General features: G+C 62.3%; 15 protein-coding genes. 4 read left to right on the forward strand and 11 right to left on the reverse strand.

The window, feature by feature from the left end:
- The 4 genes from lepB to BQ8794_RS27870 form a co-directional block, all read right to left on the reverse strand.
- Positions 1–750, reverse strand: coding sequence for a signal peptidase I (gene lepB, locus BQ8794_RS27850; protein WP_077382227.1), 750 nt, complete (start codon positions 748–750; stop codon positions 1–3).
- 77 nt (positions 751–827) lie between these two features.
- Entirely contained in the window at positions 828–1241 is a 414-nt protein-coding gene (gene acpS, locus BQ8794_RS27855) for a holo-ACP synthase (RefSeq protein WP_077381808.1), read from the reverse strand.
- Positions 1242–1627: 386 nt separating this feature from the next.
- Positions 1628–2242 (reverse strand): putative glycolipid-binding domain-containing protein, encoded by a 615-nt coding sequence (locus BQ8794_RS27865; RefSeq protein WP_077381810.1) that lies wholly within the window; start codon positions 2240–2242, stop codon positions 1628–1630.
- The gene (locus BQ8794_RS27870) at positions 2220–2765 is read right to left on the reverse strand and encodes a DUF417 family protein (RefSeq protein ID WP_077381811.1); all 546 of its coding nucleotides are present in this window, start codon (positions 2763–2765) and stop codon (positions 2220–2222) included. The genes BQ8794_RS27865 and BQ8794_RS27870 overlap by 23 nt, the downstream gene beginning before the upstream one ends.
- An 83-nt stretch (positions 2766–2848) precedes the next feature.
- Here BQ8794_RS27870 and BQ8794_RS27875 point away from each other — a divergent pair, with 83 nt between their 5' ends.
- Entirely contained in the window at positions 2849–3352 is a 504-nt protein-coding gene (locus BQ8794_RS27875; protein ID WP_077381813.1) for a MarR family winged helix-turn-helix transcriptional regulator, read from the forward strand.
- Between the two features lie 117 nt (positions 3353–3469).
- Here the strand turns inward: BQ8794_RS27875 and BQ8794_RS27880 are convergent, their stop codons facing one another.
- The 4 genes from BQ8794_RS27880 to rpoZ all read right to left on the reverse strand — a co-directional run bounded on the left by BQ8794_RS27880 (position 3470) and on the right by rpoZ (position 7429).
- A complete protein-coding gene (locus BQ8794_RS27880; RefSeq protein WP_077381815.1) occupies positions 3470–3850 on the reverse strand; it encodes a VOC family protein in 381 nt (126 codons plus the stop codon).
- Between the two features lie 101 nt (positions 3851–3951).
- On the reverse strand, positions 3952–4530 hold the full coding sequence (pyrE, locus tag BQ8794_RS27885; RefSeq protein ID WP_077381817.1) for an orotate phosphoribosyltransferase: 579 nt from the start codon (positions 4528–4530) through the stop codon (positions 3952–3954).
- A gap of 157 nt (positions 4531–4687) precedes the next feature.
- Entirely contained in the window at positions 4688–6916 is a 2229-nt protein-coding gene (locus BQ8794_RS27890) for a RelA/SpoT family protein (RefSeq protein ID WP_077381819.1), read from the reverse strand.
- 111 nt (positions 6917–7027) lie between these two features.
- Entirely contained in the window at positions 7028–7429 is a 402-nt protein-coding gene (rpoZ, locus tag BQ8794_RS27895; RefSeq protein ID WP_023800772.1) for a DNA-directed RNA polymerase subunit omega, read from the reverse strand.
- A 309-nt stretch (positions 7430–7738) separates the two neighbouring features.
- On the opposite strand from rpoZ, the gene BQ8794_RS27900 reads away from it, so the two are divergent.
- Positions 7739–8320, forward strand: coding sequence for a LabA-like NYN domain-containing protein (locus tag BQ8794_RS27900; protein WP_077381821.1), 582 nt, complete (start codon positions 7739–7741; stop codon positions 8318–8320).
- Positions 8317–8994 (forward strand): uracil-DNA glycosylase, encoded by a 678-nt coding sequence (locus tag BQ8794_RS27905; RefSeq protein WP_425293591.1) that lies wholly within the window; start codon positions 8317–8319, stop codon positions 8992–8994. Before BQ8794_RS27900 ends, BQ8794_RS27905 begins: the two co-directional genes overlap by 4 nt.
- On the opposite strand, the gene BQ8794_RS27910 is transcribed toward BQ8794_RS27905, so the two are convergent.
- From BQ8794_RS27910 to dapA, 3 genes are all read right to left on the reverse strand, one after another.
- Complete coding sequence (locus tag BQ8794_RS27910; protein WP_077381823.1) at positions 8963–9703, reverse strand: glycoside hydrolase family 25 protein; 741 nt, start codon at positions 9701–9703, stop codon at positions 8963–8965. The genes BQ8794_RS27905 and BQ8794_RS27910 overlap by 32 nt on opposite strands.
- A gap of 106 nt (positions 9704–9809) precedes the next feature.
- A complete protein-coding gene (gene smpB / locus BQ8794_RS27915; protein WP_077381825.1) occupies positions 9810–10289 on the reverse strand; it encodes an SsrA-binding protein SmpB in 480 nt (159 codons plus the stop codon).
- A 25-nt stretch (positions 10290–10314) separates the two neighbouring features.
- On the reverse strand, positions 10315–11196 hold the full coding sequence (gene dapA / locus BQ8794_RS27920; protein ID WP_077381827.1) for a 4-hydroxy-tetrahydrodipicolinate synthase: 882 nt from the start codon (positions 11194–11196) through the stop codon (positions 10315–10317).
- Positions 11197–11531: 335 nt separating this feature from the next.
- Here dapA and BQ8794_RS27925 point away from each other — a divergent pair, with 335 nt between their 5' ends.
- Positions 11532–13568 carry a lytic transglycosylase domain-containing protein gene (locus BQ8794_RS27925; protein ID WP_077381829.1) on the forward strand — a complete coding sequence of 679 codons (2037 nt, stop codon included), beginning with the start codon at positions 11532–11534 and terminating at the stop codon, positions 13566–13568.
- Positions 13569–13663: the final 95 nt, after the last annotated feature.

Below are 13663 nucleotides of genomic sequence, written 5' to 3' on the forward strand. Positions count from 1 at the left end.
CTATTTGACGAAATCGAGCAGACGCGACGCGCGCATCTGCGACGGCCATTTCCAGATTTCGAGCGGGCTGGCGCTGCCACCGATCGAGAAGAAGATGAGATTGGCGCGACCAACCAGGTTCTCGTCGGGCACGAAACCGACGGTGAAGCGGCTGTCCGAGGAATTGTCTCTGTTGTCGCCCATCATGAAATAGTGGCCGGGCGGCACGTCGAATTCCTGGGTGTTGTCACCGATCGAGTTGGGTATCAGGTCGAGCGTGTCATAGCTGACGCCATTCGGCAATGTCTCGCGATAGACGTCGACCGGCCCGCTCTCCTCGGTGATGTCGCGATTGTCGATCTGCCCGACCTTCTGGCGCTGCACGCCGACGCCGTTGATGAAGAGCTGGCCATCCTTGACCTGGATCTTGTCGCCCGGCAGGCCGACGACGCGCTTGATGTAGTCGACGGAGGGGTCCGGCGGGAACTTGAACACCGCCACGTCGCCGCGCTTCGGCTCGGCGCCCCAGATGCGGCCCGAAAACAGGTCCGGCCCGAACGGCAGCGAATAGCGCGAGAAGCCATAGGACCATTTGGTGACAAAGAGATAGTCGCCTTCGAGCAAGGTCGGCCGCATCGACCCGGACGGGATAGAGAATGGCTGGAAAAGAAGCGTGCGGATGACCAGAGCGAGCAACAGCGCCTGGACGATGACGCTGACGGTTTCGCCAAGCCCGCCGGATTTCTTCTGGGATTTTTCAGCCACGCTCATGTCGTCCTCGATTATGCGTTGGTTGGTATAGAGTCTCGGCGCGCGCTGGGCAACGTCATGCCGGTGGTCAGATGCGATCAATATGGCGCTTCTTCGACGGGCATCGCCTCGATTATCACAAAGGCTTGAGCAAGCGGAAAATCATCGGTGATGGTGAGGTGGATCGCCGCTCTGTGCCCTTCAGGCAGGATCTTGTCCAACTGCTCCGCCGCCCCGCCGGTCAACGCCATGGTCGGCTTGCCGCTGGCCAGATTGACGACGCCCATGTCGCGCCAGAACACCCCTTGCGCCATACCGGTGCCCAGCGCCTTGGCGCATGCCTCCTTGGCAGCAAAACGCTTGGCATAAGAGGCGGCGCGGGCGCCGCGGTTTTCGGAGCGGGCCTGTTCGACCTCGGTGTAGATGCGCTGAATGAAGCGCTGGCCATGGCGCTGCAGCGATTTTTCGATGCGTCTGATATCGATCAGGTCGCTGCCGATGCCAATGATCATTGGGCGGGAACTTCCCGTCCGGCCGTTCCAGCTCTGTCCGACAGGCGCAGGGAGCGCGAGAACGAGCGGCGTGGCCGCAGGTAGGTACGCACCCGCTCGAGAAGACCATCAGGCTTGCGGCGTCGAAAAAGCACTCTGTCCCTGTCCTGATACAATAACCACGCCGGCCCGGCCATCGCTAGCGGGTCGTGACTTCACATCTTGCGCTTCAAGCACGCCGGAAGGCAATCAAGGCTTCGATATAGCGACACCCAAGCCCCAAGACAACGAATCGCTGCCGCGATGGTCTGCCACAGGAGGTAATCAATGCGACGGGGTTCGCCTTGCCCAGAAGTAGCAAGTTGCATGGATGTCAGCTTGCGAGCAGCCAAGCTTCAGCCGCAATCCTATAGTGCACGGCCGGCGCTGCCGGTCTCGAAAACCCAGCCGTCGGGGTAATCTTGAGCAAAGCCAGCCTCGGGAATGAGCAGCGTAGCGCGGTAAGGCACTGTGGGAGCCTCGTAGATGTACTCGGTCTCACTCACACGATGGTAGGTTTGCGGCAGAACAACCAAACTCGACGCGCCGGCAACCAGCCAAGCCACCGGAAAATCCGCCTTGTCGCCGACCTTCAGGTTCATTCTGCGAATTTGTTGCAGGTTCGTCGCCGGCGTAAAGCTGTAGTCCAGATCCACCATCGACTGAACCGCCGGCTGCCGCTGCCCATTAACAGTCCAGCCGGTCTCGTTGCGGATGCCGGTCTCGTCGCGGATGATTGTGAGATCAACTGACTGGGAACCGATGAACCCGCGAACGGTGCCGGATTTGGTCGTCCAATCTTCGGCCAGTTGCACTGTGTAGTCCAAACGTGCCGGGCCCGCATCCGATAGGTATACAGCGGCTCCATTCAAGAGCCAGCCGAGGCCTGTCTGCTTTAGCTGCACGACATCGTGCCCTGGTTCGTCCGTCCTGCGCCAGATAGCGAGTAGAGACATGCTCTCACCTCTCGATTCGTTGTTCATCACTGCGATCAATTTTTCGGTCGGGGTCGGATACGAGTTGCTGAAGGCTGCCCCCCAAAATGACCAGGCTCACTCCGAGCAAGGCGACATCCTTGATCAGAAAGGCACCTAACCCGTTGAGGAAGGGAAACCCTCCGGAGCCCGTTTCCCAGATCGGCAGGGTGAGCATTGTCGAGGATGTCAGCGCGAAGATGACTGAGCCGATGGCACCCCCCGCGAGGCCAGCCCAGACGCTGCGGACAGATGCTATCAGCAGAAACGCTGTGGCCAGTTCGACCACGCCCAGGAAGTAGGACGTCCCCGCAGATCCGAAAGCGGGATAGAGCCATGCCAGCCAAGGCGTATTCTCGATGAATGGCCTAAGCGCCTCGATCTCGATTGCGGTGAATTTCAAAATGCCGATCAACAGCAGAGGGAGCACCACCCCCAAAAGGGTTACCGCGCGACCGGCGGCAGCAAGGTGGTAGCCAGCTTGATTGATGCGCGCCACGAACGGAGTGTTGGCGGTTGCAGAGGTAAACATGGCCTTCTCCTTTCGATTTGTATGCTCCAAGCATATAATAATTCGACCTTGATGTATATGCTCCGAGCATATATTTTTTGTCGATGACCGATTCCAGGATTGAAAATGTGATTGGCGCTCTAGCGCTCGCCTTTGCGGACACGTTGCAGCGGGACGCTCAGGCCAAAGCACCGGAGCCCGGCCCAGCGGCTTCCGCGATCACCCTCATTGGCCACGTACCGGGCCTGTCTATCGAGAGGCTGCGCCGCGCATTGTCACTGTCCCATTCGGGCACCGTCAGACTGGTCGATCGACTGGTCGCGGAGGGATTGGCGGCTCGGTTCTCGGCGCCTGACGACCATCGCGCGGTAGCGCTAAGGCTCACTCCTTTGGGCGAGACGACCTGCAGTGCTATTCTTTCCGCTCGCCAGAAAGGGCTCGCGTCAGCGCTTGCTGTTCTAAATCAGGAGGAGTTGCAGGAATTCGGCAACCTTGCCGCCAAGCTGTTGCGTGGGCTCGTCGGCACCGAGGACCATGCATACCGTATTTGCCGGCTCTGCAACTATACCGCTTGCCTCGACTGCCCTGTGGAAGCGGAACTGGCCTGAGCTGTGACTTTGGCAAACTAAAGCCCGTCGCACCTCGATGATGGCTGCGCCAGGCGTGAACACGGTTGCCCGCAAGCCGACCTTGCCGACGCACTTCGTTCTCGCCGAAAATACCGGTTACCTGTTGTACCAGCTGATCTCGACGAGATTGCCGTCCGGATCGCGGAAATAGACCGACATCATCGGGCCACGGGCGCCGATCCGCTCGACCGGCCCGACTTCTATCGCCACGCCGTTGGCAGCCAGGCTGGCGCATATCTCTGCGAGCGGGCGCGCGGCGACCAGGCAAAAATCCGCGGAGCCCGGCGTCGGCGCCTTGGCCTTCGGCTCGAAGGTGTGGCCTGCCTCATGCACATTGATCTTTTGCGTTCCAAACAGCAGCGCCGTCGGCCGGCCCGGCTCGTCGAGGCGCTTGAAGCCGAGCACGCGCTGATAGAAGGCGCAGGTGTCCTCGACGGAGCCAACCGTCAGCACGAAATGATCAATACCGGCAATCAAGGTAGCGCCTCAGTTAAGGTTTGTTTTGGCATGTCCTTGTCCCAAAACCGCTGCGCACCCCTCGGTTCAAGCCCAAGGGCATGCTTTTGGGCGACATGCCCTTATATGTTGCGGCTGCCCGGCTTGACCGGCGGTATGGCGGCAAGCTCGGGCGGCAGCCTGTCGGCCGGGTAGGCCGGAACCTCATACTCGGCGAGCGCGATCAGCGGCACGCCGACATCGGTCTTGCCGGCCGAGCGGTCGATGATGCAGGCAGCGGCAACGACCTCGGCGCCAAGCGCGCGCAGGCAGTCGATGGTCTCGCGGATCGACAGGCCGGTGGTGACGATGTCCTCGACGATGACGACGCGCGAACCCCTGGCGATCTCGAAGCGGCGGAGCCGGAACTCGCCCCCTTCCCGCTCGACCCAGATCGCCGGTACGCCAAGATGGCGCGAGGTCTCGTAAGCCGGAATCAGCCCGCCGATCGCCGGGCCGACGACGTAATCGATCCTGCCGGAGACAGCAGCGCGGATCTTTTCGGCCAGCGCCTTGCACAGGCGCTCGGTCTTGTCGGCATGCATGAAGACCCGCGCCTTCTGCAGGAAGACCGGACTTCGCAAGCCAGAAGTCAGGATGAAATGCCCTTCGAGAACGGCACCGGCTTCACGGAAAACGCCCAGCACTTCGTCGGTGTTCATTGTTCGATCCATGTCGATGGTGAATAGTGAGTAGCGAGTAGCGAGTAGCGAGTAGCGAGTAGCGAGAGTACCCTTCTTTCACTATTCACTATTCACTATTCACTATTCACTATTCACTATTCACTATTCACTATTCACTACTCACTACTCTCACCATTCACCCATTCACGCGCCGTGCATCGCTGACGCTCGAATTGTCCTTGAGCTGCGACAGCAGCCGGTTCAGGTGCTTCAAGTCCCAGACTTCGAGATCGATCAGCATTTCGGTGAAATCGGGCGCGGTGCGCACCATCGACAATGTATGGATGTTGGCATCGTTGGATGCAACGACCTGCGCAATGTCGGCCAGCGAGCCCGGCGCGTTGATGGCGGTGACCGAGACGCGCGCCGGAAATCGCTCCTTGGTGCGCTCGTCTATGTCCCAGCGCACGTCGATCCAGCGTTCTGGCTGGTCGTCGAAGGCCTGCAGCGCCGGCGACTGGATCGGATAGATGGTGATGCCGGTCCCCGGCTGCACGATGCCGACGATGCGGTCGCCGGGCACAGCACCTTCCGGCGCGAAGCGCACCGGCAGGTCGCCGCGCACGCCGCGGATCGGCACGGCGCCGTCCCTTGGCTGGTCCTTGTCCTTGCGTGCGGCGCGGCCCGGAATCTGGAACAGCATGCCGGCGGCGTTGCGGATCTTCGACCAGCCCTCCTCGCGCTGCTTGGGCGCCGCCAGCGTGATGCGCTCGTCCTTGTAGTCGGGAAACACCGCCTTCATGACATCGGTGGAGGCAAGTTCGCCGCGGCCGACAGAGGCCAGCACATCCTCGATGTCCTTGCGTGCCAGCCGATGCAGCACCGATTTCAAGCTTTCCTTGGTAAAAATCTTGCCTGACCGCTCGAAAGCGCGTTCCAGTATGCGGATGCCGAGACCCGAATACTGCTTGCGGATGGCATTCTTGGTGGCGCGGCGGATCGCCGAGCGCGCCTTGCCGGTGACGACGACCGATTCCCACGCCGCCGGCGGCACCTGCGCCTTGGAGCGGATGATCTCGACCTCGTCGCCATTCTTCAGCTCGGTCATCAGGGGCATGATGCGGCCGTTGACCTTGGCCCCGACGCAGGTGTCACCGACATCGGTGTGCACCGCATAGGCGAAGTCGATCGGCGTGGCGCCGCGCGGCAGCGCGATCAGCATTCCCTTGGGCGTGAAGCAGAACACCTGGTCCTGGAACAGCTCCAGCTTGGTGTTTTCGAGGAAGTCCTCGGGATTGTCGCCTTCGGCTAGCTGCTCGATGGTGCGCCGCAGCCAGGCATAGGCGTTGGTCTCCTTCGAGATCGCGTGGGCGGTGCCGTTCACCCTGCCGCCGCTGTCCTTGTAGATCGAATGCGCGGCAACGCCATACTCGGCGATCTTGTTCATCTGATAGGTGCGGATCTGCAACTCGACGCGCTGCCGCGACGGTCCGACGATGGTGGTGTGGATCGAACGGTAGTCGTTCTGCTTCGGGGTCGAGATGTAGTCCTTGAAGCGGCCGGGCACCATCGACCATGTCGTGTGGATGGCGCCGAGCGCCCGGTAGCAGTCCTCGACGGTATCGACGACGACACGAAAGCCGAAAATGTCGGACAGCTGCTCGAAGGACAGCGCCTTGGCCTCCATCTTGCGGAACACCGACCACGGCTTCTTCTGACGGCTCTTGACCTCGGCCTTGATCGCATATTTGTCGAACAGCGTCGACAGCGCCTTCTCGATCTCGGACAGCACATCCTTGTTGCGCTCGAAGATTTCGGCGAGCCGCGCGGTGACGGCGCGGTAGGCTTCGGGATTGATGAAGCGGAAGGCGATCTCCTCGAGCTCCTCGCGCATGCCTTGCATGCCCATGCGCCCGGCCAGCGGCGCATAGATATCCATCGTTTCCTCGGCGATGCGCAGGCGCTTGGCTTCGGGCACATGGTCGAGAGTGCGCATGTTGTGCAGGCGGTCGGCAAGCTTGACCAGAAGCACGCGGACGTCTTCCGATATCGCCAGCAACAGCTTGCGCAGGTTTTCCGCCTGCTCGGCCTTCTTTGAGACGAGGTCGAGTTTCTTCAGCTTGGTCAGGCCTTCGACCAGCTTGCCCATTTCCGGACCGAACAGCTCGTCGATCTCGGCCCTGGTCGCCGTGGTGTCCTCGATCGTGTCGTGCAGCAAGGCAACCGCGATGGTCGCCTCATCCATGTGCATTTCGGTGAGGATGGCGGCGACTTCGAGCGGATGCGAGAAATAAGGATCGCCGGAGGCGCGCTTCTGGTGACCATGCTTCTGCATGGCGTAGACATAGGCCTTGTTGAGCAGCGCCTCGTTGACGTCAGGCTTGTAGCGCTGGACGCGCTCGACAAGCTCATACTGACGCATCATGGGCGGGATCTCGCAGTGCTGAAATGAATCATGCGCCGCACTGGCGTACGGCGCATGTCATAGATAACCACGAAACCGCCGGCGCGAAAGTGTCGGCGGCCGGTGGGAAGATTAATAATCGTCGCTTTTTTCCGGCGGCACCAGACCTTCGATGCCGGCCAGGAGGTCTTCCTCGGTCATGCGGTCGAAGGTGATGTTGTCCTCGGTGTCGTCGGCGTCGGTTGCCGCAGCGGCGGTACCGGTCTGGTCGGCGATCGCCTCGCCATCGGCTTCCGGCTCGTCGACCTCGACATGCTTCTGCAGCGAGTGGATCAGGTCTTCCTTGAGGTCGTCGGGCGACAATGTCTCCTCGGCGATCTCGCGCAGCGCGATGACCGGATTCTTGTCGTTGTCACGAGGAACGGTGATCTGCGCGCCCTGGCTGATCTGACGGGCGCGGTGGCCGGCCAGAAGCACGAGCTCGAAGCGGTTGTTGACCTTGTCGATGCAATCTTCAACGGTTACGCGGGCCATGAGCTGCCCCTTTCATGCCTGGATTTGATGGAAAACAGGCGCGGTCCATAACCCGAACGCCGCCAAAATACAAGCTTTTTGGCAATGCCGGACCCGGGGCCTGGGCCCGGGGCCTGGCCAAGGCAATCTGGGTGCGCGCCGCCTGCGACATACGGCACCGATCACAATTGCTTGCTATGCAGCATCATACCCTTGGTTTGCCGTAAAACCGGCGTTATCTCGAATGACGAAGGTCAGCCGGTTATTTCAAGCCGACCGATAGTCACGCGCATTTAGACGACCGCTTATTTTCGAAAAGGAATATTTCCCATGTTCGACCCTCGTGAAAAAATCGCTCTTTTCATCGATGGTGCCAATCTTTACGCCACGTCGCGGGCGCTCGGCTTCGACATCGACTACCGCAGGCTTTTGTCGAACTTCCAGAAGCGCGGCTACCTGCTGCGTGCCTACTACTACACCGCGCTGGTCGAGGATCAGGAGTATTCCTCGATCCGGCCGCTGATCGATTGGCTCGACTATAACGGCTTCAAGGTCGTGACCAAGCCGGCCAAGGAGTTCACCGACTCGACCGGCCGCCGCAAGATCAAGGGCAATATGGACATCGAGCTGACCGTCGATGCGCTTGAACTCGCCGATGTCGTCGACCACTATGTCATCTTTTCCGGCGACGGCGATTTCCGCACGCTGGTCGAGGCGCTGCAGCGGCGCGGGCGCAAGGTCTCGATCGTATCGACCATGGCTTCGCAGCCGCCGATGATTTCCGACGATCTGCGCCGCCAGGCCGATCATTTCATCGACCTGATGACCTTGAAGAGCGATGTCGGCCGCGATCCGTCCGAGCGGCCGGTGCGCCGGCCCGAACCGGCCGAAGTCGATGAGGACGAGTATTGACGGCGGCGGTCTTGACCGCTCCCCTGGTCGCGTCCTCCGAGCCCGATCGCGATTGCCCGCTCTGCCCGCGGCTGCATGATTTTATCGCGCAATGGCGGCAGCGCGAGCCGTCCTGGTTCAATGCACCGGTGCCGACCTTTCTGCCACCCGAGGGCGAGGATGCGGTGCGGCTGCTGATCGTCGGACTGGCGCCGGGCCTGCGCGGTGCAAACCGCACCGGACGCCCCTTCACCGGCGATTTTGCCGGCGACCTGCTCTACAACACGCTGATCGCACACGGCTTTGCGCGCGGCCAGTTCAAGGCGCGGCCCGATGATGGGCTGGAGCTTGTCGGCACGGCGATTACCAATGCAGTTCGCTGCGTGCCGCCGGACAACAAGCCGGCCGGCGCCGAGATTGCCACCTGCCGGACGTTCCTGGTGCCGACGATCGCGCGGTTTAAGAACCTGCGCGCCGTGCTGGCGCTGGGCTCGATCGCGCACCAGTCGACCGTGCGGGCGCTCGGCCAGCGTGTCGCCGCTTATCCGTTCAAGCATGGCGGGCAGCAGCAAACCAATGGCGTGACGCTGTTTTCCAGCTATCATTGCTCGCGCTACAACACCAACACCGGCGTGCTGACGGAGGCAATGTTCGTCAACGTCTTCAAGGAGATAGCGGCGTTTCTGGAGAGATAGATTCGGGCGGTGGCGCAAACAGCTCGGCCAATTTCTCCGGCCCGCCCTGAAGCACATTCAGATCGACATCGCCGGTGATGCCGTCGACGCGACCGCTGTCGTGGTACTGCCAATAGATCCAGTCGTCATGACCTAGCTGCAGCGCCAGCGAACGAACCCAGCGCGGGCGGCCGACGATCTGGCCGGCATAGGCCCGCGCCGCGTCGTCGGTCACATAGAGGATCGCCGTCTTGCCGAAAGCTGCCTCGACAGGGCCGAGGAAAGCCGAGAGTTCAACACTCAATTCTTCGGGCGATGGCCGCCGCGGGCAATTGCCGACGAATTCGATATCCACCACCGGCGGCAGCAGCCGTTGATCGCGCGGCACGACGGAGATGAAATTCTTCGCCTGATCGGCGCCAGGCCTGCAGAAGGTGAAGAAATGATAGGCGCCGACCGCCAGACCAGCCGCACGCGCGTCACGCAGATTGGCGGCGAAGGCATCGTCGACATGGTCGCCGCCTTCAGTTGCCTTGATGACGGCGAAGGCGACATCGTCGGCGGCAACACGCCGCCAGTCGATCTGTCGCTGATGATGGGACACGTCGATGCCCCTGACCGGATATTTGCCGCGGTCCGGAGAAAACGGACGGAAGTAGAAATAGGCGGCCGTGACGAGGCACGCCAGGATCAGGCTGGCCGCACCCCAAACGACGATCCGGTTCTTCAAGACAGGCCTATCCCTGTTGAACCGCCCTGCCCCCCGATATGGCCGTGGGCGTTCGTCGCTCGAAAAGCCAAATCGTTGGCTTTTCGTCCGCTTTGCGGACCACTCCTCACCCACGCTCCTTCAGCAGCCGGCCCTTCTCGCGCGACCAGTCGCGCTGCTTTTCGGTCTCGCGCTTGTCGTGCAATTTCTTGCCGCGGCCGACGGCGAGCAAAAGCTTCGCCCGGCCCTTTTCATTGAAATAGATTTTTAGCGGCACCAGCGTCATGCCTTCGCGATCGACGCTCTGCGACAGCTTGGCCATCTCACGCTTGTTGAGCAGGAGCTTGCGGCGCCGGCGCGGCTCATGGTTGAAGCGGTTGGCCTGCAGATATTCCGGCAGATAGGAGTTGATCAGCCAGATCTCGCCGCCCTCGACCGAGGCGTAGCTGTCCTGGATGTTGGCCTGGCCCTGACGCAGCGACTTCACTTCGGTGCCGGTCAGCATCAGGCCGGCCTCGATCGTGTCGAGCACCTCGTAGGAAAACCGCGCCTTGCGGTTTTCCGCAACGGTCTTGTTGTTGGGATCGGCTTTTCTGACCTGGTTCATGATGCGGAGAGGTGGCGCCTCATTGCTAGTTAATCAAGCCGGCGTGCTTCATCGCCGCATCGATCTTTTCGGCGGTCGACTGCTCGACGGTGACCAGCGGCGAACGCAGCACGTTCTCGACTTTGCCGAGCTTCGACAGCGCATATTTCGCGCCGGACACGCCGGGTTCCAGGAAAATCGCCTTGTGCAGCGGCAGCAGGCGGTCCTGCAAGTCCAGCGCCTTGGCGTTGTCGCCGGAAAGCGTCGCCTCCTGGAATTCGGCGCACAGCCGCGGCGCGACATTGGCCGTCACCGAGATGCAGCCGACGCCGCCATGGGCGTTGAAACCGAGCGCCGAGGCGTCCTCGCCGGAAAGCTGGATGAAATCCTTGCCGCAGGTGGCGCGCTGCTCGGAAACCCGCTCGACCTTGCCGGTGGCGTCCTTGACACCGACGATGTTCTTGAAGTCATGCACCAGCTGGCCCATCGTCTCGGGCATCATGTCGATCACCGAGCGCGGCGGAATGTTGTAGATGATGATCGGCAGGCTGGTCGCCTTGGCGACGGCAGCGAAATGCGCATAGAGGCCGCGCTGCGTCGGCCTGTTGTAGTAAGGCGTGACGACGAGTGCCGCGTCGGCGCCCGCCTTCTCGGCAAATTGCACCAGGCCAACCGCCTCCTCGGTGTTGTTGGAGCCGGCGCCGGCGACGACCGGAGCGCGGCCCTTGGCGACCTCGATGCACACTTTGACGACGTGGCGGTGCTCGTCATGCGACAGCGTCGGCGACTCGCCGGTGGTGCCGACCGGAACCAGGCCGGTCGTGCCTTCGGCGAGCTGCCAGGCAACGAGAGCGCGAAAGGCTTTCTCGTCGAAACGGCCGCTCGTTTCGAACGGTGTCACGAGCGCGGTAAGCGAGCCTCTCAGCATGTCATCCAACTCCTTGGGACTGGCGCATGACCCCGAAAATCGGCGTCGATTCACGGAATGGTCATGCGCCAAATTTAAAGTGCTACAGCGGCCTTTGCGCGTCCGAGAAGACGCACGGCGCTGCAGGTGTTTTGTCGTGCGCGCCTTCTAGCCGAAAGCGAAGCGGCGCACCATAGTCTCGACACCGTTGCGCGGCAAGCATGGCAGCAGTGCCAGCAGGCGCAATTTGAAAGACCTCGATAGCCCCTTGTTTACGGGCTCTTCATCACAGCCAACTAGGCTTCAGTTGATCTGTGCCTGTTGGTAATGTGGTAAGACAGGAAACGTTGAAGACCATGCCGACCAGGCAGCCTCATTTTTTCGCGCTGCTTGGCGCAATTCTCCTGTGGACGCCGACCCTTGTGGCCGCCGGCAAGGTCGATGCGCAGGTCACGTCGGCCATTCCGAAGCCAAACCTGCTGGATACCGGCCTGGGTCCGGAATCCCCTCCCGCCAGCGTCGCCAGGCTGAAGAGCGGCCTCGATGCGCTGGCGGCAAACGACATCGCCGGTGCGCGCCAGGTGCGCGACGCCCTGCCGGTCAATTCGCTCGACCAGCACATCCTTGGCTGGGCGATCGCGCACTATGGCGGCGACAAGGTGCCAAGCGGCGACATCGCCGATGCTGCGAAAATGCTGCCGAACTGGCCGGGCATGATCGCCTTGCGCAAGAACAGCGAGCGCGCGCTCTACCGCGAGAACCCCGCGCCTGAGATCGTGGTGCAGGCTTTCGGCGGCAGCCAGCCGCAAACAGCCGAGGGCGTGGTGATCCTCGCCCGCTCCTATGCGTCGCTCGGCAACGTCGAGGCGGCGCGCTCGGCGCTGTCGCCTTTCTGGCGCACCGAAAAACTGGAAGCCAGGGACGAGGCGGCGATCATCCAGGAATTCGGCACGCTGATCCCCGCAGCCGACCACCGTTTCCGCATGGAGCGCATGTTTTATGCCGATCGGGTCAATTCGGCGCTGCGCGTCGCCGGCCTTGCCGGCGCCCGGCAGCTGGCCGACGCCTGGGCCGCAGCGGACAGGGGCGACAAGAACGCGGCCAGACTGCTGAAGGCGGTGCCCGCCGCGCAACGTTCGGCCGGCTATCTCTTCGCCCAAGCCCAATATCTGCGCAAGCAGCAGAAGTTTTCCGACGCCGCAGCAATGGTGATGAAGGCGCCGAGCGACCGCAACGCTCTGATCGACCCGGATGCCTGGTGGGCCGAGCGCCGGGTGCTGTCGCGCGAACTGGTCGACCAGGGCGAGATGAAGACCGCCTACAGGATAGTCGCAGCACACGCCGCCGAAACTGCAGCCAACGCGGCGGATGCGGAGTTTCATGCCGGCTGGTACGCGCTGCGCGGCCTCAACGATCCCACCACCGCTGCCAGGCATTTTGAGCGGATCGCCGGTCTCGCCCAGGGGCCGATATCGCTGTCGCGCGCCTACTATTGGCTCGGCCGTGCGGCCGAAGCCGACGGCCCCGGCAGCGCCAAGGATTATTTTAGCCGTGCCGCCGCCTACGGCACGACCTTCTACGGCCAGCTCGCGGGTGAGCGCGCCGGCCGGCAGGTCCTCAACATCGCCCATCCGCAGCCGAGCGCCACCGATCACCGGAACTTTTCCAGCCGCGAGGCGGTCAGCGCCATCAAGCGACTGCAGCAGGCGGGCTATCAGCGCTACGCCGACACGCTTTACCGCGACCTCGCCGGACAGTTGAGCAGTCCCGGAGAGCTGGCGCTGCTGGCCGCGATGGCGGAAAAGCAGGGCAATCACTTCCTGGCGTTGAAAGTCGGCAAGATCGCCGGCGCGCGCGGCATCGATGTCGGGGCGCTGTCGCATCCGCTCGGCGCCATTCCCGAGACCGCCAACATTTCCGGCTCAGGCAAGGCGCTGGCCTATGCGATCGCCCGCCAGGAAAGCGAGTTCAACATCGGCGCCGTCTCCAGCGCCGGAGCGCGCGGGCTGCTGCAGCTGATGCCGGGGACCGCCAGGCAATTGGCGAAGAAGGCCGGGATGACCTTCTCGCAGGCGCGGCTGACCACCGACGCCGGCTACAACGCGACCCTGGGCGCCGCCTTCCTCGGCGAGCAGCTCGGCCGCTTCGACGGCTCCTATGTGCTGACCTTCGCCGGCTACAATGCCGGCCCCAGCCGCGCCGCCCAGTGGGTGGCCAGATATGGCGACCCGCGCGGCAAGGACATCGACGCCGTCGTCGACTGGATCGAGCGGATTCCCTACACCGAAACAAGAAGTTACGTCCAGCGCGTGATGGAGAATTATGAAGTCTACAAGATGCGCATTTCCGGCAAGTACGACATTGTGGGGGATTTGGTGAACGGGCGGAGTTGAAGGCGTCGACGGCGTTCGAGATTGGCGAAGCGTCGATGACGGCCGATCTCCCCCCTCGTGGGGGAGATGTCCGGCAGGACAGAGGGGGGCGCAAT

Source organism: Mesorhizobium prunaredense (assembly GCF_900156895.1).
In the GTDB taxonomy this organism is placed as follows: domain Bacteria; phylum Pseudomonadota; class Alphaproteobacteria; order Rhizobiales; family Rhizobiaceae; genus Mesorhizobium; species Mesorhizobium prunaredense.

Coding starts and splice junctions, on each gene's coding strand:
- BQ8794_RS27870 (WP_077381811.1), bottom strand. CDS start 2,765: ATGTTTACCTCTGCAACCGCCAACACTCCGTTCGTGGCGCGCATCAAT.
- rpoZ (WP_023800772.1), bottom strand. CDS start 7,429: ATGGCCCGCGTAACCGTTGAAGATTGCATCGACAAGGTCAACAACCGC.
- BQ8794_RS27890 (WP_077381819.1), bottom strand. CDS start 6,916: ATGATGCGTCAGTATGAGCTTGTCGAGCGCGTCCAGCGCTACAAGCCT.
- BQ8794_RS27875 (WP_077381813.1), top strand. CDS start 2,849: ATGACCGATTCCAGGATTGAAAATGTGATTGGCGCTCTAGCGCTCGCC.
- BQ8794_RS27925 (WP_077381829.1), top strand. CDS start 11,532: ATGCCGACCAGGCAGCCTCATTTTTTCGCGCTGCTTGGCGCAATTCTC.
- BQ8794_RS27865 (WP_077381810.1), bottom strand. CDS start 2,242: ATGAACAACGAATCGAGAGGTGAGAGCATGTCTCTACTCGCTATCTGG.
- pyrE (WP_077381817.1), bottom strand. CDS start 4,530: ATGAACACCGACGAAGTGCTGGGCGTTTTCCGTGAAGCCGGTGCCGTT.
- acpS (WP_077381808.1), bottom strand. CDS start 1,241: ATGATCATTGGCATCGGCAGCGACCTGATCGATATCAGACGCATCGAA.
- lepB (WP_077382227.1), bottom strand. CDS start 750: ATGAGCGTGGCTGAAAAATCCCAGAAGAAATCCGGCGGGCTTGGCGAA.
- smpB (WP_077381825.1), bottom strand. CDS start 10,289: ATGAACCAGGTCAGAAAAGCCGATCCCAACAACAAGACCGTTGCGGAA.
- dapA (WP_077381827.1), bottom strand. CDS start 11,196: ATGCTGAGAGGCTCGCTTACCGCGCTCGTGACACCGTTCGAAACGAGC.
- BQ8794_RS27900 (WP_077381821.1), top strand. CDS start 7,739: ATGTTCGACCCTCGTGAAAAAATCGCTCTTTTCATCGATGGTGCCAAT.